Annotated in this window: 17 protein-coding genes; 10 read left to right on the top strand and 7 right to left on the bottom strand. The window is 47.6% G+C overall.

The features are described 5' to 3' along the window. Window positions 1-43 precede the first annotated feature (43 nt). Together AAIH57_RS25595 and AAIH57_RS25590 are read left to right on the top strand one after the other, a co-directional pair. The gene (locus AAIH57_RS25595; protein WP_430023512.1) at window positions 44-1,048 is read left to right on the top strand and encodes a Gfo/Idh/MocA family protein; all 1,005 of its coding nucleotides are present in this window, start codon (window positions 44-46) and stop codon (window positions 1,046-1,048) included. 18 nt (window positions 1,049-1,066) lie between these two features. Continuing rightward, window positions 1,067-2,017, top strand: coding sequence for an aldo/keto reductase (locus tag AAIH57_RS25590; protein WP_175395239.1), 951 nt, complete (start codon window positions 1,067-1,069; stop codon window positions 2,015-2,017). Window positions 2,018-2,270: 253 nt separating this feature from the next. On the opposite strand, the gene AAIH57_RS25585 is transcribed toward AAIH57_RS25590, so the two are convergent. Then, window positions 2,271-3,290 carry a Gfo/Idh/MocA family protein gene (locus tag AAIH57_RS25585; RefSeq protein WP_175395238.1) on the bottom strand — a complete coding sequence of 340 codons (1,020 nt, stop codon included), beginning with the start codon at window positions 3,288-3,290 and terminating at the stop codon, window positions 2,271-2,273. A 66-nt stretch (window positions 3,291-3,356) separates the two neighbouring features. Next, window positions 3,357-4,133: a sugar phosphate isomerase/epimerase family protein gene (locus AAIH57_RS25580; protein ID WP_095292272.1), complete on the bottom strand. Its 777-nt coding sequence runs from the start codon at window positions 4,131-4,133 to the stop codon at window positions 3,357-3,359. 207 nt (window positions 4,134-4,340) lie between these two features. On the opposite strand from AAIH57_RS25580, the gene AAIH57_RS25575 reads away from it, so the two are divergent. The 5 genes from AAIH57_RS25575 to AAIH57_RS25555 all read left to right on the top strand — a co-directional run bounded on the left by AAIH57_RS25575 (window position 4,341) and on the right by AAIH57_RS25555 (window position 10,795). After that, window positions 4,341-5,159 carry a helix-turn-helix domain-containing protein gene (locus tag AAIH57_RS25575; RefSeq protein ID WP_175395366.1) on the top strand — a complete coding sequence of 273 codons (819 nt, stop codon included), beginning with the start codon at window positions 4,341-4,343 and terminating at the stop codon, window positions 5,157-5,159. Between the two features lie 186 nt (window positions 5,160-5,345). Beyond that, the gene (locus AAIH57_RS25570) at window positions 5,346-6,044 is read left to right on the top strand and encodes a response regulator transcription factor (protein ID WP_430023511.1); all 699 of its coding nucleotides are present in this window, start codon (window positions 5,346-5,348) and stop codon (window positions 6,042-6,044) included. A 24-nt stretch (window positions 6,045-6,068) separates the two neighbouring features. After that, window positions 6,069-7,508 carry a sensor histidine kinase gene (locus AAIH57_RS25565; RefSeq protein ID WP_430023510.1) on the top strand — a complete coding sequence of 480 codons (1,440 nt, stop codon included), beginning with the start codon at window positions 6,069-6,071 and terminating at the stop codon, window positions 7,506-7,508. Window positions 7,509-7,631: 123 nt separating this feature from the next. Continuing rightward, window positions 7,632-8,390, top strand: a complete 759-nt coding sequence (locus AAIH57_RS25560; RefSeq protein WP_430023509.1) for an ABC transporter ATP-binding protein — start codon at window positions 7,632-7,634, stop codon at window positions 8,388-8,390. Between the two features lie 2 nt (window positions 8,391-8,392). Continuing rightward, on the top strand, window positions 8,393-10,795 hold the full coding sequence (locus AAIH57_RS25555) for an ABC transporter permease (protein ID WP_430023508.1): 2,403 nt from the start codon (window positions 8,393-8,395) through the stop codon (window positions 10,793-10,795). A 75-nt stretch (window positions 10,796-10,870) separates the two neighbouring features. Here AAIH57_RS25555 and AAIH57_RS25550 read toward each other — a convergent pair whose 3' ends face one another. The 5 genes from AAIH57_RS25550 to AAIH57_RS25530 all read right to left on the bottom strand — a co-directional run bounded on the left by AAIH57_RS25550 (window position 10,871) and on the right by AAIH57_RS25530 (window position 17,315). Beyond that, window positions 10,871-12,073 carry a Ger(x)C family spore germination protein gene (locus AAIH57_RS25550; RefSeq protein ID WP_430023507.1) on the bottom strand — a complete coding sequence of 401 codons (1,203 nt, stop codon included), beginning with the start codon at window positions 12,071-12,073 and terminating at the stop codon, window positions 10,871-10,873. Continuing rightward, the gene (locus AAIH57_RS25545) at window positions 12,070-13,170 is read right to left on the bottom strand and encodes a spore germination protein (RefSeq protein ID WP_430023506.1); all 1,101 of its coding nucleotides are present in this window, start codon (window positions 13,168-13,170) and stop codon (window positions 12,070-12,072) included. The genes AAIH57_RS25550 and AAIH57_RS25545 overlap by 4 nt, the downstream gene beginning before the upstream one ends. A gap of 39 nt (window positions 13,171-13,209) precedes the next feature. Beyond that, a complete protein-coding gene (locus AAIH57_RS25540) occupies window positions 13,210-14,922 on the bottom strand; it encodes a spore germination protein (RefSeq protein WP_430023569.1) in 1,713 nt (570 codons plus the stop codon). Window positions 14,923-15,097: 175 nt separating this feature from the next. Further along, window positions 15,098-15,958: a methyl-accepting chemotaxis protein gene (locus AAIH57_RS25535; RefSeq protein ID WP_430023568.1), complete on the bottom strand. Its 861-nt coding sequence runs from the start codon at window positions 15,956-15,958 to the stop codon at window positions 15,098-15,100. Between the two features lie 523 nt (window positions 15,959-16,481). Then, window positions 16,482-17,315, bottom strand: a complete 834-nt coding sequence (locus AAIH57_RS25530) for a MurR/RpiR family transcriptional regulator (protein WP_430023505.1) — start codon at window positions 17,313-17,315, stop codon at window positions 16,482-16,484. A 201-nt stretch (window positions 17,316-17,516) separates the two neighbouring features. Between AAIH57_RS25530 and AAIH57_RS25525 the strand changes: the two genes are divergently transcribed. Genes AAIH57_RS25525 through AAIH57_RS25515 form a run of 3 tightly spaced genes read left to right on the top strand, consistent with a single transcriptional unit; the run spans window position 17,517 to window position 21,049 of the window. After that, window positions 17,517-18,404, top strand: coding sequence for a cell division protein FtsQ (locus AAIH57_RS25525; RefSeq protein ID WP_430023504.1), 888 nt, complete (start codon window positions 17,517-17,519; stop codon window positions 18,402-18,404). Beyond that, window positions 18,397-20,247, top strand: coding sequence for an ABC transporter ATP-binding protein (locus tag AAIH57_RS25520; RefSeq protein ID WP_430023503.1), 1,851 nt, complete (start codon window positions 18,397-18,399; stop codon window positions 20,245-20,247). The genes AAIH57_RS25525 and AAIH57_RS25520 overlap by 8 nt, the downstream gene beginning before the upstream one ends. Beyond that, the gene (locus AAIH57_RS25515; protein WP_430023502.1) at window positions 20,222-21,049 is read left to right on the top strand and encodes an energy-coupling factor transporter transmembrane component T family protein; all 828 of its coding nucleotides are present in this window, start codon (window positions 20,222-20,224) and stop codon (window positions 21,047-21,049) included. Before AAIH57_RS25520 ends, AAIH57_RS25515 begins: the two co-directional genes overlap by 26 nt. Window positions 21,050-21,068: the final 19 nt, after the last annotated feature.

Raw genomic sequence — 21,068 nt, 5'->3', positions numbered from 1 at the left:
CTTATAATCACAATATACATTCATCCACAGGAGGAAACAACTCATGAATTCAGATCAAAAATTGCGCTGGGGCATTCTTGGTAGCGCTAGCATTGCCAAAGGTTCTGTCATTCCTGGTTTGCAGCAATCGGAGTTGAATGAAGTGACGGCGATCGCGAGCCGGGACGAGGAAAAGGCGAAACAGACCGCCGATCAGCTTGGAATTGCCCAGGCTTATGGAAGCTATGAAGCCCTGCTGGCGGATGACACCATTGACGCTGTTTACATCCCCCTCCCCAATCATCTCCACCGGGAGTGGACGATTCGTGCGGCAGAGGCGGGCAAACATATTTTATGCGAGAAACCGCTCGCGTTAACCGAGCAGGAAGCCCGTGAAATGGCGCAAGCCTGTGATGATGCAGGAGTACTGCTTGCTGAGGCCTTTATGTATCGGCATCATCCCCGTTATGACCAGATCAGAGACGTGATCGCCAGCGGCGAAATTGGTGAAATCCGCGGCATTCATAGTACATTTTCTTTTAATAATTCCGGTTCATCGGGCAATGTCAGATTCAAACGTGAATGGGGCGGCGGCGCTCTCTATGATATCGGCTGTTATTCCATTAGTGCAGCGCGTTTGCTGCTCGGCCAGGAACCCTCTGCGGTCACGGTCATTGGCATGTTCTCCCCTGAACATGACCATGTGGACATGATGGCTTCCGGATTGCTCGAATTCAATGACCATGTTGGCGTAACCTTTGACAGCAGCATGTGGGCAGCCTTCCGCAATACGCTGGAGGTGCTTGGATCAGATGGCATTATCGAGGTACCGTCTGCGTTTATCAGCAACCCGGACCGCAGCTCGAACTTCTATGTAACGGCTGGCGGCGAGCGCAGGGAGATTGAAGTACCACAGGTCAATCATTATTCCCTTCAGGGAGATGATATGGCACGGGCAGTACTCCAAGGTAAAGATCTGCGTTTCGCATCTTCCGATGCTGTGGCTAATATGAAGGTACTCGAAGCTTGTCTTCGTTCCGCTGAGGAACGTACACGGATTACACTATAAGCGAGGATGGTGGATAACATGGAATTCATTACGATTGATGGTGCAGGCAAGCAAATCTCCCGATTGATTAAAGGTACCGATTATTTTGTACACGATGCTTACGAAAAAGCGGCTGCAAACATGGATGCCTTTCTGGCGATCGGCGGCAATACCGTGGATACGGCTCACATCTACTGCGGCGGGCAGAGTGAAGAGGTTCTCGGACGCTATATGCAAGAGCGCGGCAATCGTGATCAGGTTGTCATCCTGACCAAAGGTGCCCACCACGATATGAACGGGCCGCGTGTCAATGCCGATGCCATTCGCAGTGATCTTCTTGACAGCCTGGAGCGTCTTCAAACCGACCATGTGGAATTGTACGCACTGCACCGGGATGATCCCAATATCCCTGTTGGTGTAATTCTTGAAGCACTGAATGAGCATATTGAATCTGGCAAAATCGGTGCGATCGGTGCCTCCAACTGGACCTGGCAGCGATTAGAGGAAGCAAACACATATGCGGCTGCCCATGGTCTGAAAGGGTTCACATTCAGCAGCCCGAATCTCAGTCTCGCCAAGGCGAACGAACCGTTCTGGGCAGGCTGTGTGTCGGCAGATGCGGAGACACTTGCCTGGCATGAGCGGACCAAACTTCCATTGTTGTCCTGGTCCTCCCAGGCACGTGGCTTCTTCACTGGTCGGTTCACGCCTGAGGTGCGGGACAACGCCGATCTGGTTCGTGTCTTCTACAGTGACGGCAACTGGGAACGCCTGCATCGCGCCGAGCAGCTCGCCGAATTGAAGAAAACTTCTCCAATTCAGATTGCACTCGCCTATGTTTTAAATCAGCCGTTCCCAACCTGCGCACTGATTGGTGCCCAGAATCAGGCGGAACTGCTATCCTGTGATGAAGGTTCACGGATTACGCTGACTCGTGAGGAGCTGGATTGGCTGGACCTCGGCAGTGATGTGAAACCGGCAGTCGTGTAAAACTATAAGTAGGTGTTCACTAGTCAGCACATGAATAATCACATAAAACAGCTTTTTCAGGGACCACCTCTTCTACATGTAGGGTAAGGTGGTCCTTTTTTTCCCTTTTCACACCAGAAATTTCAATGCAACTACAATATGAACAATTAAAAAAGAGGCAACGACCCAGATGGGATTCTGGATCGTTAGCCCCTTTTTGACCACAAGTTACAAATTCAAAGAGTCTTGTTATCTGAACAGCCTTACCCTGTCATTACAATTTAATGATCTGACCTGTTTTCTCGGATTCGAACGCTGCCAGAATAACTTGCAGGGAACGAAGACCTTCTTCACCGGAAATGGTTGGAGGTGTTTGAGTCACAATGGATTCCACAAATGCATCAATGACACCACTTGGTACTTGTTTCTCGTTGGTAGCCATGGCGCCAACTTTGTACGTTTCAACCGTACCGTTAGTCAGCTCAACGATCACTTCGTCGCCTTCGACTGTTCCGATTTTCATGACGCCATTTTCGCACCATAGAACCGTACTGTTATCCCCAGCTCTGTATTGAGTCCAGCTGGCAACGAGTGTACCGATTGCACCACTCTTCATGCGCAGCAGGCAAGTTGCATTGTCATCGACCTGAGTACCTTCTTTGTGCAGTGTGCTGATGAATCCGGCCACTTCGGACACTTCATCGTTCAGCAAATAACGGATAAAGTCGGACTTGTGCACGCCCAGATCACCCATGGCGCCCATAATGGCTTCTTCCTTACGGAAGAACCAGCTCTCAGCCCCGTCTACGCTCCATGCTTCCGGACCTGGATGACCAAAGGAAGTACGGAAGTTCAGCACTTTACCCAGTTTACCGGAATCCAAAATTTCTTTTGCTTTTACGTGTGGAGGCATCAGACGCTGGTTGTGACCAACCATCAGATACACACCGTTTTTCTTCGCGGCTTCAATCATTTGCTCGCCTTCTTCGGTTGTAACAGCCATCGGCTTTTCAACGAGCACGTGCTTGCCTGCATTCGCAGCAGCAATGGCCATTGGGGCATGCAGATAGTTAGGCGTACACACGCTAACGGCATCCACCGTTTCGTTTGCAAGCAGTTCCTCATAGCTGGAATAAGCTTTACCGCCGTAAGTTTCGGCCATTTTCTCCGCACGCTCCACAATCGGATCGGCAAAAGCGACAAGTTCTACGTTTTCATTAGCAGCGTATTCTGGAATATGTCTGCGTTCAGCAATGGCTCCACAGCCGAAGACAGCAACTTTAATTTTACTCATGGTTTAAAGGTCTCCTTTGACAAATAAATTCAGCATTTTGCATGGATTCAATTCAAATCGCTTCAATTAAAACTGGTTCAGGTAATTCTGTTTCAGCCAGTTATAACTGTTGGCTACGCTTTCAAGTGGAGGATTCTGACATACGTCCTGTTCAACGATCAGCCATTCCACACCTGCACTCGTCGATGCTTCAATTACAGCCGGCAGGTCAACCGAACCTTGTCCCAGTTCCAGTGTTTTCATCTGTCCCTGTTCGTCTTTGCTGAAATCCTTCAGATGCAGAAGAGGCAGACGGCCCGCATATTGATTAATATACTCGATCGGATTTTGTCCCGCAAATTGTACCCAACATACGTCCATCTCAACTTGTACAGCCTCAGGTGTAGTCTCTGCGAACATCGCATCAAACGCGTTTTTGTCGCCCACTTGGCCATGGAATTCGAAGTCATGGTTGTGATAACCAAAGATCAGGCCTTGCTTGGCTGCTTCTGCACCGTATTGTTGCAGTTCAGCGAACAGCTTGGTCCAGCCTTCCGCATTGTCAGGACGATCTTCAGGCATGAGGTAAGGACAAATCATATATTGAGCCCCAATGGTTTTGAGGTAGTCAATTTGTTTTTGCAAATCTTCACGCATCGCGTGCAAGGAAACGTGGCTGCTAAAGCCTTTGAGGCCAAGCTCATCCAGCAATGCTTTCATTTCTTCGGCAGGAATGTCACCATAACCAGCGAATTCCACACCTTCATAACCAAGCTCTGCTACCTTGCGCAATGTTCCACGGAAATCTGCTGCAGTTTCATCACGGAGGGTGAACAATTGCAAACCAATATTAAGTTTTTTCATGAATGATACACCTCTGCTCTCAAATTTGCTTTCATTGCTCTATCTGGTATCATCCTACCTCAAAACAGGCTAGAATGAACATATACAATATCGTCAGAACATGAACTATCTGATCGAATTTTTATTCCAGTATTTTGCATCACTCAAATATCATCCATCAGGGTGCATGCAGGATACGTATATTGGAGGATTGCATCTTTGGAACCAATGGAGACTTCAGTACTGATCTGTGACTACTCTTATCACTACAAGGCATTTAACCACAACATGAAGGGCGAGCTGCAGACTTACCTGTTTCGTTTGCAAACCGAAGGCTCTTGCAAGGTATATGTGCAGGATGAGGAATTTAAGATGACCAGCGGAGATTTGCTTTTATTGAAACCAGGTGATGACTATCATCTCGTGGTCGAAGAACCGCACAAGGAAGGCCGATTATCCAGCGGGGATTATTATTTGTTCTGTGAAGGATCATGGATTGATCAGTGGTGGAAACGAATCCAGCGCCCTACCGTGAACCGCATTGGTCTGGATGATAAGCTGGTCAGCCTCTGGCGTAATCTTTTGCTGGAAAAGCGCCGGGGACCTCTTGAGGAGAACGCGGAGTTAAAAGATGTGCTGCTGCGCGGACTCTGTCTATACATCGACCGGGCTATCAATGAAAATCTTCAGACGGATCGAAGTGTCTCCTCAGCCCTGAAACTGAAGCGTTTCATTGAGGAACACGCAACTGTCACGTTCAAACTCGAAGAGGCCGCTCGTTATGCAGGATTAAGCCTGTCTCGCGCAGTGCGGCTATTCAAGGAGCACTACGGCAAAACCATGATCCAGTACGCCATTGAAATTCGTCTGAATGTGGCTCTGGAACGCATGAAGTACAGTGAGATGACACTGGAGCATATTGCCGAGACATGCGGCTTTGCCAGCTATTCCTATTTCCACCGGGTATTCCGGGCTCACTTCGGGATGTCTCCCTTGGAATATTTGAAGTCCCAGTCTCACCCTTCTTTTGATCTAGAGCGTGTATAATGATCTCAAATCACGAACCCATGACGACCTGTAGACAGGTAACGTTTATGGGTTCTTTACCATTTTTAATGCTCTAAATTTACTCATGACTCCTCTCACATAACCCTGTATAGTTAAAACCATAGCAACTTACAGATTCATACATCATTAGCGGAATTTCCATCAACCTTAATTGGAGCGATACATATGCATGTTCCACGGAAAATACTCATTATTGAAGACGAGCAGGACATTTCACGCATTATAAGAGACTATCTGAACAAAAATCAATACGACGCCGCAGTAGCAGCCACTGGGCAAGATGGATTATACATGATGGACATGCTTCAACCGGACTATATTATTCTGGACATTATGCTTCCGGATATGGACGGTATCGATGTATGTCGTGAAATAAGACGAAGAAATAACATTCCCATTCTCATCCTGAGTGCAAGAGGAAGCGATACGGACAAGGTGCTCGGTTTGGGTTTTGGGGCAGATGATTATATGACCAAACCCTTTTCCCTGAGTGAGCTGCTTGCGCGCATCAATGCCCATTTCAGACGGTATGACAGTCTTGCATCCGAACGTGATGAGGCACATCTCCTTCGTCTGTCCAACCTGGTGATCGACAAAAAAGCGTACAAGGTTACGCTGAGCGGAAATGAAGTTTCACTTTCTGCCAAGGAATTCGAGCTGCTGTACTACCTGGCCAGCCACAAAAATCATGTGTTTTCCAAGTCACAGTTACTGGATGCAGTCTGGGGATATGATGCTTACGGAGATGAAAATACCGTTACGGTATATATTCGAAGACTGAGAGAAAAAATTGAGGCTTCCCCCTCCCATCCAACCGTTTTGAAGACAGTCTGGGGTGTTGGCTACAAATTTAACCATGAATAAGAAAGATGGGAGACGACAACCTGCATGTCATTATTTAATGGGTCCAAACGCTGGCTGACCACTACACTGATTTTGCTTATGCTGCTGCTTGGAAGCAGCCTGACACTTGCGGTGGATCGATTAGTTAACGATACAGGCGAGTCTAATTTATCTATTAATCAGGTCCGACTCAGGGTCAATCCAGTTATGCTTGCTATAGAGCGTAATTATCATCAACTAAACACACCCGAAATTCAGGAAAGCGTTCGTTCCATGGCCAGAGAACAAGGCCTGCGGCTTTCCTTTGCCGGATTGGACGGGACAATCATGCTATCTTCCAACCCATCCTCTGAAGGGCAGCATATTCAACTGGCATCCGCTTTGCATTATGATCTGAACCATGCCGCATATGCCAAGGATGGAGAGGATCTGTTGGATATTGCTTTCCCTGTCATACCTGCTGCTGAGGGAAAGCAGATCGGTAATGCCATTTTTACTATTCCTAAAGCGATGGTTACGGTACAGCCTTCTTCAATGCTTCCCCTTTTGGCTGTAGGCATCTCACTCATTATTGCTCTTATCTTGGGGACTCTCCTGATCTCCATGCATCGCAATCTGCATAAGCGGTTACTGTCTCCTGTAAACATGCTTCAGCATCATGCCGAGTCCATTCTCAAAGGACAATACGATCAACATATTCAATATCAACATGCAGATGAAATAGGCGAACTATATGCCATGTTCGATCTGATGCGTACAGAAATCAAATTTTTGAGTGAACAGCGTATTCAGCAGGAACAGGCACAAAAGGAACTCATCACCAACATTTCTCATGATATCAAAACGCCCATTACAACGATTAAGGCATACATTGAAGCCATAATCGAAGGCATATGTACAGATGAGAAAACACTCATGGAATATATGAGAATCATGCAAACCCACACGGACAAAACAGCCCAGCTGGTTGAGGATCTGTTAATCCATGCGCTTCAAGAGCTAGGTCAGATATCCGTGGAGCCGCGCGAAGTTTATAGTGGTCCCGTCTTCGAAGCCATGCTTGAATCGTTTGGACATGCTGTCAAAATTAAAGGCCTAACGTATGAAACACCAGATTCCGTCCCAAATGTATTAGTCCGTATGGATACGACAAGGATCGAGCAAGTTCTGTCCAATCTCATATCCAATGCACTGAAAAACACCCGTCCCGGAGATGTCATTCGTGTCCTTACAGAGCTGGATGCGGATCAGTTCATTGTAAAGATCGCGGATACCGGCCAGGGAATACAGCTACAGGATATGCCTTTTGTATTCGAACGATATTTCCGGGGACAGGCGTCTCCTGTGTACAGTCGTGTGCAGGATGGCGCAGGCCTCGGCTTATCCATTTGCAAAAATATTGTGGAGGCACACGGTGGACGTATTTCCTTCTCAAGCAAAGAGGGGCAGGGAACCATCTTTCAATTCCGTCTGCCGATCTGCTAAGTTTTCCATAAACCGTTCAAGCTGACATCTGGCCCTGTAATACTTTATTCATAATTTGATAAGACTTCCTCAACATGACCCCGCTAGAATAAATCGTATACTGCACCTGAGGGAGTGATCTGCTTGACCAAAACAACCATTATTCGTGCTCATAACCTATGCAAAACATACAGCACTGGCCCAGAGCAATATCATGCCATACGCAATGTGGATCTCGATATCTATGAAGAAGACTTCACGGTCATTATGGGCAATTCCGGCTCGGGAAAATCAACCCTGCTCTATCTGCTGAGTGGTCTGGATCATGTGACTGCCGGTGAGGTTTATTTTTACGATCAACGGATTGATGCTTACAGCGAACGGGAAATGTCCGATTTCCGCACTCGCCGTATTGGTTATATCTATCAGAGCATCAATCTGGTACCGGATCTCTCCATCAAAGAGAACATTGAATTGCCGGGATACATTGCCGGAACCAAAAAGAAAGAAATTCAAATCCGGGCCGCCCAACTGATGAAAGCCCTGGATATTGACGGACTGAGCAGCCGTCTCCCCTCCCAAACTTCAGGAGGTCAGCAGCAAAGAGCCGCCATTGCACGTGCTTTGATCAATACACCGGATGTTCTCTTCGCCGATGAACCCACGGGCAGCCTGAACTATGAGCACGGTCAGGCTGTTCTCGACATCCTGACGGACATTAACCGAAAAGGGCAGTCCGTTGTCATGGTTACGCATGATATTCAGGCTGCCTGCCGTGCCGATCGCCTTATCTTGATCCGGGACGGCAAGGTTGGAGGCGTTCTCGAATTTGATAAATATAATGAACATCAGATGCATGACCGTGAAGCCATCATATTTGCGTTTGTATCGGGGAAGGAGTAGCGATGGCTGTCATGTTGAAACTTAGCCTCTCCTACCTGAGCAGAAGCAAAATACAAAATGGTTTTATCGCTCTGCTCATTCTTCTATCCACGCTCCTCGTGTCTACGGCGGTCATGATCCTGGCCAACACGGGTAACCAGTTTAGGGATATGCACAACCGCACCAATGGATCGCATCAAATTCTGACCTTTGAAAAAGGTCTGAATGATCCGCAGGCTGTGCACGACTGGTGGGCTTCCCAGGATGGCATTGAAGTGTCCTCATTGCTAACGTATCGCACGTTAGCAGGGATTGTTTTTAATGGCATGGATATCCCTAATATTTACCTCTACATGATAAGTACCCCTTCTCCTCCATGGGTTGTGGATGAACTTATTTTCTCCAAGGGAACACCTGAAGCTGCTCCGAAACAAGGTTCGGTCTGGATTCCAACATCCATGGCCAATGCCTACGATATATCGGTAGGAGACACAGTTGGTTTCAAAACCGGGGCCGCTGCCTTGAAAATGAAAGTGTCCGCCATTGTCGTCGATGTGCCTTATGGAGCACCATTTACCAATACAGCACGGGTCTGGATGAATCCCTTGGATTACCACCATGATGTCCAGTCACTTGCGGGAACCGATCATCACATGATGGGAATCCATTTCGACGATTACAGTTCGAATTCAAGGTATTGGGAACGTTACACACTTGAGGCAGGCGGACCATTTCTGGAAACCAAGATGGAGTTTGAGGGCATTTCCTCTTTTTATCTGATCATTAACCAGATCGTTGGATTCATCATGATTTTCCTAGGGGTTGTCATGCTCGCCATTGCTCTTATTACGATAGGATTCACGATTTCGGATGCCATTCTGGCCAACTACAAAACGATTGGCATACTCAAATCATTGGGATTAACCTCAGCCAAAACGATCGGCACCTATGTGATTCAATATTCATTGCTTTCCTTCACAGCCATTATTCCAGGGCTCGCATTCAGTATATGGGCATCCAAATTCATCATTAACATTTCTGTGTCTTCTCTTCGCGTGGGTAATAGTGACATGTCGGTCGAAGGAATAGGCTCGGCCATGCTGGTGGGCGTATTTCTGTTCGTATTGATCCTACTGTTCGTTGTGCTGTATGCCAGAAAAGCACGACAGATCCAGCCAGTGCAGGCCATCCGTTATGGCATGTCGGAGACGGACCATACCCGGTTGGCACGCAGAATGAATTCCCCGCTGACAAGCTTAATCGGGTTTACACGGCTGCCTGTAGCTGCAGTTCTCGGATTCCGCCATTTGTTGAAAAACACTAAAAGTTCCATTCTCATGCTTCTGCTGACGACCATTGCCTCATCCGTACTGGTTTTGGGATATGTTCTGTTAACCAGTATCACCGGAATTGTTCAGACATCTCCCAAATGGGGCTATGACAATGCCAACATTGCCGCTGTAGTTGTGAACAAGAGCACCTTTCCCAAAGACGAACTAAAGCAAAGGTTACAAGAAGATTCAAGAATTAAAAATGTGGGCTGGCAAGGAAACATCACGGGTGTACTTCATCCAGATTCTTCTGCTGATATGCAGGGGCAATCTACCAGCTTAGCTCTAAGTGTACTGGATGGAAGCTATCAGGAACTTGGATTTGAAACACTGCAGGGGAGAAATCCACAACAGGAAAATGAAATTGCCATCGGGGTAAGTGTAGCGAGAACATTAAACAAAGAGCCGGGTGACTTCTTGGAACTTTATATTGAGGGAGAAAAGCGCACATTCCTCATCACAGGCATCTATCAAGCCATCGCCAACATGTCTATCTCGGGGCGGATTACGACGGCGGCCATGAGCGCCATACATCCGAATTTTGGTGACTTTGATGCTGTATTCATTAATCTGAATGATCCCATGCAAGCCAATCAGGTCGCCGAGGAATTAAATGACCAATTTAAAGATTCCGCTTCGGTCGTAACTCAGAAGACACTGCTTGATTCGGTCTACGCAGAAGCGGCAGCCGTCCTGACCTACCCCATGAGCCTAATCGGGCTGCTATTCCTTCTGGTTACATTTATTATCATCTTCAGTACCTGCCGGATCAGTATCCGCAAAGAAAGCAGAACCTACGGAATTTACCAATCGATTGGTATGACATCCCGGCGTATTCGAGTGTCCGTTGCAATGGGAGTGGCAGCCCTTTCTGCCATTGGTGCTATACTTGGAATCCTGGTAGGAGTGTATTTGCTGCCTATTCTACTTGAAATGGTCCTTGCGGGTTACGGTATTGTTCAGCTTCCCCTTATTCTCCATTGGGGTGGAATTGGTCAATTCGCTTGCATAGGCATGATTGCAGCAGCCCTTGGCTCCTGGTTCTCTTCCCGTGTGATTCATGAAACATCGCCACGTATGCTGGTTATTGAATAACATTGACAATATGCAAAAAAAACAGCCTTTTGGGGTCCTTTAAGGATCCAAAGAGGCTGTCTTTTTGTCCTGATATTACTCTGTCGATGATCCTTGGTTCTTGATTTTGATTTTGATATCATAGGTAATCGGGATTTCACTGAATGTTTTATCCCAATCCGATTTAACCTTCTTCCATACTTTTGGATATTTAATGCGCAATTTCTCGCCAAACCCGCCAACATCCACCTTGTACTTATGCTGAATTTTATCTAGCGCCTGTTTTACCTGCTGTTCAGCGATTTTTTTAAAATCATTCTCCAATTTGTGAATGTATTCTTCGTCTCCCTCTACTTCGGGAACAGCCCAATCTTCCATAAACCAACCTTCCGATTCCACCTTGACATGAAAAGAGATCTCGTCCCCATGGACTGTAGGAATAATTTTGCCTTTGGTATGCTTAATTTCATATACAATCGTACTCCCGGTTCGTTCCTCATATGTTTTTAATACGCCTCCCTTAGGCCTTTCCTGAATCCACGACAATCCTTCGAGATCTACTTGGCTTAACGTTCCAATAAGGCGTTTACTCTTCGAGTCATATATCCCAGCCCCTGAAAATTTATGTTCTCCTTTATATGAGATCACGTTCTGAAGGAGAAAGCTTCGGCCCGACTGCATGGTTGCGTCCAGCTTGGCCAGTGACACGGCAGGCATGATTTTGTTGGACAAGTACGAATTGTCTACAAGACCTGTCAGGTAAAATGCCGGGATTTCACTGGGATCATTGGAGTGTAATGCATCAATGGCTTTTCCATCACTCACGACGACCAGGCAGCTTGGCCGGATATCGTTATCACGTAATACAAAATCAAGTAATTGTTCCAACCTGTATTTCCGCGAAACTTCCTGCGAAACGACGATAACTTTCAAGTGATGCCCGATAAGGGGGCGATCTCTTCGGAGTGCAAACTGACGAAAAATTTCTAATAGAGAATCCCCCGTCAATTGTTCATTGAAATAGGATTTCCCGGATGCCGGAGAACCTTGTTGGCTATTTGGCTTAGAGGAATCCTTAGGTACAATTTGCACAGTGGCGGTTATATTATCCTCTTTGGGATAATGACCCCCATGGGCGTTTACATCCTTTTCAAATTCGGTTTGCTCGGCGATATCAATCCCCAGCGCCACATAGACGCCCAGATCCTCGATCTCTTTGCTGCTCCAGCATCCGGTTTGCGTAAACAGCATACATAACGATAAAGAAAACAGCATTAATTTCTTCCAAGGTATACTCATTGCTTCCCGCCTCCCTTCTTGCGAACAAGACTTATCAGCAATAAAAGGGTTGGAAGGATTCCAAATAGATAAATGGATGCTTTCCCCACAAAATCTCCTAATGCGAAAGTCTCGTTTACATCGTTTGGAAGAAAGGCAACAAGATAAATAAAAGAAACTAATATAAACATGACTCCCAGTATTTCCTTTCGTTTGAACAATTGAGCGCATCCTATGGAAGCGGCGTACAGTGTAATGGTGAAAGTAGAGAAGATCTGCATAATCCAGATTACCAGCAGTAACGATTCGAACCGTTCAAATATCAATCCCTGGATCTCAAAACTTCGCATTAAATCGAGTGTAGGCCACGTTCTGGTCTTCATCCCATTAATGGACAAGCTGCCCACAACCATAACGACCGTAACCAGATATATCAACGTAGGAATAGCTGTTCCCCAAATAATCGCCTTATTTCCCTTTTCGGGACTCTTCATATACGCCATGATGACAAACATGATTTCATAGCCTGTAAACGCGAGAAGCGAAGGCTTCAATCCTTTTATAACCGGCATAAACCCATCGCCAAGCACAGGTCTCAGATTGTTAATTTCAAATACTTTGCTGCTAAGCAGGATAGCTATGACAAAGATAACAATTGTGATGGGCAGAATAATCTCAAACAACCGGACGATCGCATTCAGACCGCCCGATATGAGGTAGATCCCAATCCACATAAACCCCATCACAATCGCCCATGTCGGCGTACGCTCGAGCAGATATAAATTGGTCACCTCCGCCAAAACCCTTACTTCAAATGCAGAGATAATGAGAAAGAACAGGATGATCGCCATACTGAACAACAAGGCAATCCACTTGCCGGTAATTTCCGGGACAAACTGGAACACCGTTTTTCCCGGAAATCTCCGGCATAATAGGACCATCATAAAACCAATGAGCATGATAACCAAACCCGAGATCATAATGGAAATCCAGACATCAGGTGTATCCACTGCTTCCACGGTTGTCCGCGGCAAGGTCAGGATGCCTGCTCCCAGCATGTAGTTGATGATCAAGATCGCAGCCTGAGTTGTTGTTATGGGCGTGTAGGAAGACTTCATCGGTTTCACCTCTTCATCAGTTTCATAGCCTTGTCCTTATTACTTGCGATCCTGATCTTTGGGTTTCATCATTAAAGGTCGTTTCTTCATCATGTTCATTGGTGCCCTGATCAGAAAGTCCTTCCAGTCCGACAATCTGTAAGGAACACTCGGGCTGACATATGGTACGCCAAAGCTCTGTAACCGTGCAAGATGACTGCATAGTAGCAGGATAAACAAAACGACCCCGTACAAGCCAAGTACAGCCGCACTAAACATGCCGATGAAACGCAGAATCCGCAGCGTAATCCCTGCGCTGTACGTCGGAATGGAGAATGACGAAATTGCCGTAACTGCAACGACAATAACCAGAAACGGACTGACAATCCCTGCCTGTACAGCCGCATCCCCAATAATGAGACCACCGACGATCCCCATCGCAGGTCCAATCGGTTTCGGCAAACGTATGCCGGCTTCACGCAAAATCTCAATGGCCGTCTCCATAATGAGGGCTTCAATAATGGAGGGAAACGGTACTCCTTTTCGCGTCTCAATAATCGTCAAAGCCAGTTTGGTCGGAATGAGACCGGGATGAAAGGAGATAAACGAGATATACAGGGCAGGCGCAAGAAGTGCAATCATGGCCGCCAAAAAACGAAGCATGCGGAGAAAGGTACCCGGAATCCATCGCTCATAATAATCTTCAGGTGATTGCAGCAGCATGCTGAAGGTTGTCGGTACAATCAAGGCAAAGGGTGTACCATCAAGCAATATGGCAACGCGGCCTTCAAGTAATGCGCTAATAACGCGGTCCGGTCTCTCGGTATTTTGCACCTGTTGAAAAGGACTCAGTTGATCATCCTCAATAAGCTGCTCTACATACCCTGATTCCAACATGGCGTCCATATCCAACTTTTCGATTCGCTTTTGTACTTCAGCTACAATCTCGGGGTTAGCGATATCCTGTATGTAGGCAATTACCAGATCCTTTTTAATGCGTTTACCTACTTCATATTTCTTTATGAACAGGCTCTGGTTACTTCCATATCGCCGTAGTACCCCCGTATTATCACTGAGACTTTCCGTAAAACCAATTCGCGGACCACGGAGCAGGGCTTCAGACAACGGCTCTTCAACGCTGCGTTGTTTCCCTTTCGCTGACCCAATCAGGAGGGCTCCTGGCATCCCTTCCATAATCAGAGCATTTTTCCCGGAGAGCACAGCCAGAGCAAGTTCCTGCAATGATTCGGTTTCCTCTACCTGACTGACAGGCAGCAAATGATTTTTCAGATATCCCTTAAGCAGGTGAGCATTATCCGGATGCATGAATGCATCCTGTTTCTGTCCAGGTACCCCTCTAAGCATTAGCGGCTTAATCAAATGATTATCAAGCATCTCCTGATCTACCAGACCATCGACATACATGACAGCAGCAGGTGTATCCGTACCATAGATGTTGAACTCCCGGATGTGTACATCGGCATTCTGACCAAAGGTTTCTCTTGAACTAATCAGATCTGTAGCATAGTTTCCGGTAAGTTTAATATTTGCATATTCTCCGGTTTCGCTTCCCTGTGCTTGGTCGGCACCATTGGATGAGGAAGAAGCGGCCCCTTGCTTCTGCTGAGAATCGGGTTTGCTGAATGTTCCTCTTTTGATCGAGGATCGAATCCATCGGCTTGCTTTTAATATCGCAAGTGGGATACTGAACACTAAAAAAGCTTGCATCCACATGGACCATTCAGGCACGTACGATAAAATTTTGGACCACATCATCCTCACCCCAACATTTCTCTATGCTGTATACTTGCAGGTATTCCTGAGTATTCTTTCCCCGATTGTTCACAATAATTCCCGTTTTTTTGGCGTAATAAAAAGCAGGTCCCTGTTCAGGGAACCTGCTCTTCGTTAGATCGTTAGTGGTCGTTTATAGAGAGTGAATTATCTATTAAACAATCTTCGTTACTTGCTGAGCTTTGGCATCAAGCAGCTGTGCTGACGCAGCAATGGTTGTAAAATCATTCAATGCTCTCTCAATTTGCTGCTGGCTCTGTTCAACATATTCGTCAACTTTCTGTGTTCCCCCGGTAATGTTCTTCATCTCTTTCGTTATACCATTCACACTGTCCCGGATTTCATTTATGGAGTTCTCCACCATGCTCGACAGCTTTTTGACTTCCTTGGCTACCACATCGAACCCACGTCCATATTCGCCCGCATGTGCCGCTTCAATGGCAGCATTCAGCGCCAAAAGCTGTGTCTGTGACGCTATCTCCCGAATGGTATTGACGACACCCTGGATGGAACCTGCCTGCTCCTGCAGATGGGTCAGTGTAGCCCGGTTATGGGCAGATACTTCTGAAATTTGCGTAATGCTGGACATCAGCTCCTGACTGCGTTCTATACCGATATCAGCATGCTCATTCAGTTCATGTGACATCGTTTTCAATTCATGGACCACAGCCGAAATATTTCGCTGACGGCTTGTAATGTTTGTAGCAATTTTGGAGACTCCGAGCACCCTCTGGTTGAATTCATCATAGACAGGCATATACGTGGCTTCGAGCCAGACCGAATTGCCTTTTGCATCCTTGCGTTCGATCTTGTCCTGGAAGCTTACCCCGTTAAAAATGCTCTGCCAGAACAGCTCATAATCCGTGCTGTTCGCAAATTCAGCAAAGCACAATTGCCGATGATGCATCCCGTACATTTCGTCTACCTGGTACCCCATCGTACTCGCAAAAACTTCATTAACGTAGGTCACTCGCTTGTCCAGATCGAAACGAATGATCGCCAGATTTTTTTCCATGGCCTTAATAACCAACTCATCAGTGACAGCGTCTTTCTTCTCCAACTCTAATGTAAGCACCTGATTTCCCCCCACACTTCAATGCATAATAGATTATTACAAAATCAAATATCCAAAAAATAGACACCAGGCTCCCCAACCGTTATGTACATGTCTAAATAAAGTTCTGAAAGCTTCTACTATTGATACCCCAATTCGGGACATTTGGATCACTTCCATCTGGTTTTTTCAAAAAAAAGTTCGCCTAACAATCTTTTGACCTACACGAAAAAGAACCGTTCCATCAGGACGGTCCTTTCACTATTATAATTTTAAGATCCGAATTCATTATTCACGTCTATGTTAAAGCTATGTCCTGCTTACTGGAGGGGTCCAGCGCTTCGCCTCACTGTCGTTGGGATACTGGATGCCTGCAGGGTAAGAGATCAGCTCGATCAGCATGCCTCACGGTGATCGCCCATACACGAACTGATTGCCATCTCCGCTTTCAGGGTCAGGGTTAGATTCTCCTCTGTATCCAGAATCAGCCGCGAGGCAGCTTGTCCGCGTACCTGCTGCGCAGTTCAGCGAGCCGCTCGAGCTTGGATAAAGCCAGCTCCTTCTGCAGCAATCCCACAGCCAGCACCAGCTGCTCCATAAGCAGAAGCGGAGTAACCATCGAGTGGAATTCACCCAGCTCCCCCCGGCTTACATAGAAGGACAACTCTGTGGCCAGTCCATATAACAGATCCTCCCGGTCTGTCACGAGCACAGCCTTGCTGCTTACTTCCTTCGCATAATCCAGTATGACCTCCGCCTCAGGCAGCAGACGGGTGAAACTCATCAGTAAAACCATATCCTCCTGCTGCATGTGCATCAGAGATTCAAGCAGTTCATGTCCGCTCCCGGCAAGATGGATGACTGTTAATCCGAATCTGGATAACCGGAATGACAGCAGCTCCGCCAAACCAGCTGAAGGTCCCGGAGCATAAAGATATACTCTTCTTGCTTCAGCGAGGATGGAAGCTGCATGCTCCAGATCTCCCTGTTTCATATGTGATAAGGTCTCCTGCAGATGGGACACCGAGGCTTCCAGCAATTGCACAGGCAAGCTGCTCGTGTCCATGCGGGATATCGTTTTATTTAACTTGAGTGCAGGTGTGGTGTCTTCGGAAGTGCGCAGCCGTATTTTGAACGCTTTGGCATTGTCATACCCAACGGCGCGCCAAAAGCGGGAAACCGTTGCTATGCTGACGCCTAGCCTATCGGCAACCTCCTGCTCTGTCATGAACAATATCTCTTCAGGGTTGCGTTCTACAAAATCGGCAATTTTCAGATGACCAGGTGACAGCTGCTCTTTCTGGGCAAATAAATTCATTCCGGATACACTCCTTTTCTCGCTCTGCTATCAGTATAACAGCTGACTCGGGCTCTAGTGGTTTATGTATGTAATAAATTTTTCATTTTAATTTTATTTTGTAATAAATATTACATCTGATTTACAAATGTCTCCCTTTGCGTTAATACTCTGCCCCTAGACTGTGGCTATGCTCAACAACATTCAGGGAGGTATGTATCGATGAAGAAGATGACTGAGCGTTATACGCTGACGTCTTCACAGAAAATGATGGTGTTTGTGCTTTCCATGTCACTGTACGGCTTGTCCAACATGTTCACCGAGCTCATTCCCAAGCTTCAGCTTGGACCGATTGAATTGTCCGTTGAATATTTTGCTTTTATTCCACTGACACTCTGCATTTTGTTCCATCCCATGATTGCTGCCCTTGGGGCCGCACTTGGAGAAGTGATTTTCGGTGAGCTGATGCTGGGGCAATTCGGCGGGCTCGGTGAACTGGAGAAATTCATTACCTTTTCCTTCGCCATGTATGTCGCAGGCCGCATGGTCAGTGATCCGCGCAATCGCAGACAGGTCGGCGTGGCCGCCATGACTGGGGTTATCATCCATCAGTTTCTAAGTTCATTGGTCGATATCGGAAAAGTATGGATTGGTGTGGAAGAGCTCGAAGCCGTTCCTGGGCTTGCCGAGAGTGTTGTGCTGATCGAAGGGGTTGGTTTCCTGAATGACGTATTGTTCTCGGGTATCCTGTTCGCTCTGCTGCCTACCTTGTACCTCGTTCCACTTCTCTATGGCAAAATCGAACCGCTGCTGGGCATAAAGCCTCGTAATCCTGGCATGAAATATGAAGGGGCTGGTTTTTTCCGTCCGAAACTGATTCTGATCGGTCTGCTGCTGCTCGCACTGGCCTTTGGCGCAGAATCCCTGTCCGAGATGGACATCAACTTCGCGGTATGGGAAACGGATTATGCCGATCAATATGGTTCCACATCGATCTGGATCAGTATCGGAGCCGCTGCATTGATTGCAGCAGTCACCCTGTTGATCATGCGGGCCAAACGGAGCAAAAACAAAACGGCACCAGGTACGGAGAACCGCCCTTATGCCTAATATACATTCTTCTCAGTCAGCTTCTTCATCGGATTCCGCTATTGCTATTCATAACGTTACTTTTACCTATCCGGGTTCGGAAGAACCTGTTCTGAACGGAGCATCACTTGAGCTTGCCCGTGGAAGCTTCACAGCCATTATCGGAGGCAATGGATGCGGCAAGTCAACGATGTGCAAATTGTTCAACGGCCTCATTCCTCAGTTCTACACGGGAGACTTCACGGGTGAAGTCCATGTGCTCGGTGTCCCAGTGGCAGGACAAAGTGTTGCAGACTTATCCAGAAAAATCGGCTATGTCTATCAGGATTTTGATAATCAGCTGGTGCGTCCAACCGTACTGGATGAAGCATGCTTTGCCCCACTGAATTACGGGCTCGCCAACTATAAGGAGCTGGGTGAACGTGCGCTGGCGATGTGTGGTCTGGACTCCATCCATAATCGGTACATCTGGGAATTGAGCGGCGGCCAGAAGCACCTGCTCGCGCTGGCTGGCGCACTATCGCTGGACCCGGATATTCTCATCGTGGACGAACCTGTCTCACAACTGGATCCACAACATGCCAGACTGATCTATGAATGCCTGTCTCGCTTGCACGCAGAGCATGGCAAGACCATTATTGTCATCGAGCATCATACCGAATTTATCGCCGACTTCTGTGCGAATGTGGTCCTGATGGACAAAGGAAGTGTGCTGTGGAACCTGCCAGTCCAAGAAGGGTTGAATCGGATCGCAGATCTGGAGCGAATGGGTATCCAGCCTCCTGAGGTGACCCGTGCAGCCATTCAGGCTGCACAATCATTCACAAGATCCCCCTCCAAACCTCTGGAGGATAGTCAGCTCTTCCCCACCACGGTGGAGGAAGCAGCCGTTTATTTTAAGGAACAACACCCTGCTGCGATATCAGCACTACTGGTACAGGGTAGACCACCCAAAGTCGCGGAGAACATGGTCCAGTCACGTTCTGAACACGAGAATGCCAATTCTCTTCCGATTGTTCAATTCAAGGATACACGTCTGCGGTACAGGGGGCTTGGCAAAAAGGAGCATGAAGTCATTCGTGGGGTTAACTTTTCACTCCATGAAGGAGAACGAATCGCCCTGGTCGGCAACAACGGAGCGGGCAAGTCCTCACTCCTCAGACTCATGGCCGCCATCAGTCTGCCTCAGGAAGGCAGTGTCAGCGTGCTTGGAGAAGTTACGCATCGTTCATCATTGGAACAGCTGGCAGGCCGGGTCGCCTATATTTTTCAGCATTCGGCCGAGATGTTTATCGAAGACAGTGTCCGCAAAGAAGTTTCGTACTTCCTGAGAACCCGCCGCATCCAGGGAGCGGATGAGCAAATCACACATGTGCTGGATCGTTTCCGTCTTACGCCGCTGCAGGAACGGGACGCCCGACTCCTCAGCGGTGGACAACAGCGGCGAGTCACTCTTGCGATCGGTGCAGCCATGAAACCTGCCCTTATGCTGCTCGATGAGCCTACTGCCAATCTGGATCTGGCCACCCGGGAAGAATTGATCGGAGTATTGGATGAACTGGATCAGCATGTGCGAACAACCGTGATTGCAACCCATGATATGCAGCTGGTTACCCAATGGGCCAGTCGTGTCATCGTGCTTCACAATGGACGAGTTGAAGCCGATGGATCACCTGCCGAGGTGTTTGCCGATGAACCGCTTCTGCGTCGCTCCGGACTTGCGCTAACTCAGATGATGGAACTTTCGCATCGCTTGGGTCTGTCTGCACTATGTCCAACACCCGAGATTTTTGTTGAGAACCTTCGGAGTCTCTCGTTTACCAAGGAGGATGACATTCATGCAGCTTGTCCGCAACTGGTTTGACAAAATATCGATTGAACGCATTCAGCTGGAGCTGATGAATACCGTGTACGGCAGCGGTCATGCGAGCCTGTCACGAATTGACCCCCGTGTCATGCTGATCTGGTACCTCTTCTTTGCCATCGTGCCCTGGTTTATTCATAACGGTACGGTGCTGCTTGGCATGTTTCTGCTCATGGTCACCACGACTATTTTGTCCCGGGCTGCTCCCTTCATTATCATCATTCTATGTCTGGGGCTGATCGGTCAGGTGGGCTGGATGTTTATTATTTCGCTGTTCTTCGGAGGCAACCTGGAATCCGCCTTCCCCTTGCTGCTGCTGACCCTGAAGCTGTCGATCGTCTCGCTGGCAAGCATCACTGTCTTTTCCGGCATGGACCCGGAACGGATTGGGGATGGATTACTGGCACTCGGAATGCCTGCGGCATTCTCATTCAGCCTTTCGTATGCGTACCGCATTCTGCCTGTGCTGTTTGGTGAATTCCGCAACATTATGCTGTCCTACAGACTGCGGGGTCAGGTTCCTTCCAGACCTGGCTGGCTCTACTGGCGGCTCGTTGTCTATTATATGAAACTGTTTGTTGTGTCCTTCTTCCCGTTAATGCTGGCTACGGCCAAACGTTCCCGCACCACCGTTGAAGCACTGGAAACCCGTGGTTTCTCTTACGGGATGAAGCATCCTGAGTCCAAACGGCTGAAGCTGGCCCATCTGAAGATCACTTCGCGTGACATCGGTTTTCTTGCCGGGTCAGCCATCTATGCGGCTCTGCTGTTCTGGCTGGGCGGACATTATGAAATTTTGTAATTCATATACTTAACCATTC

This window comes from Paenibacillus sp. MABNR03, assembly GCF_050455445.1.
GTDB classification, from domain to species: domain Bacteria; phylum Bacillota; class Bacilli; order Paenibacillales; family Paenibacillaceae; genus Paenibacillus; species Paenibacillus xylanilyticus.
Note: the sequence above shows the minus strand (reverse complement) of the source record. Positions and strands in the feature narration are given on the sequence as shown.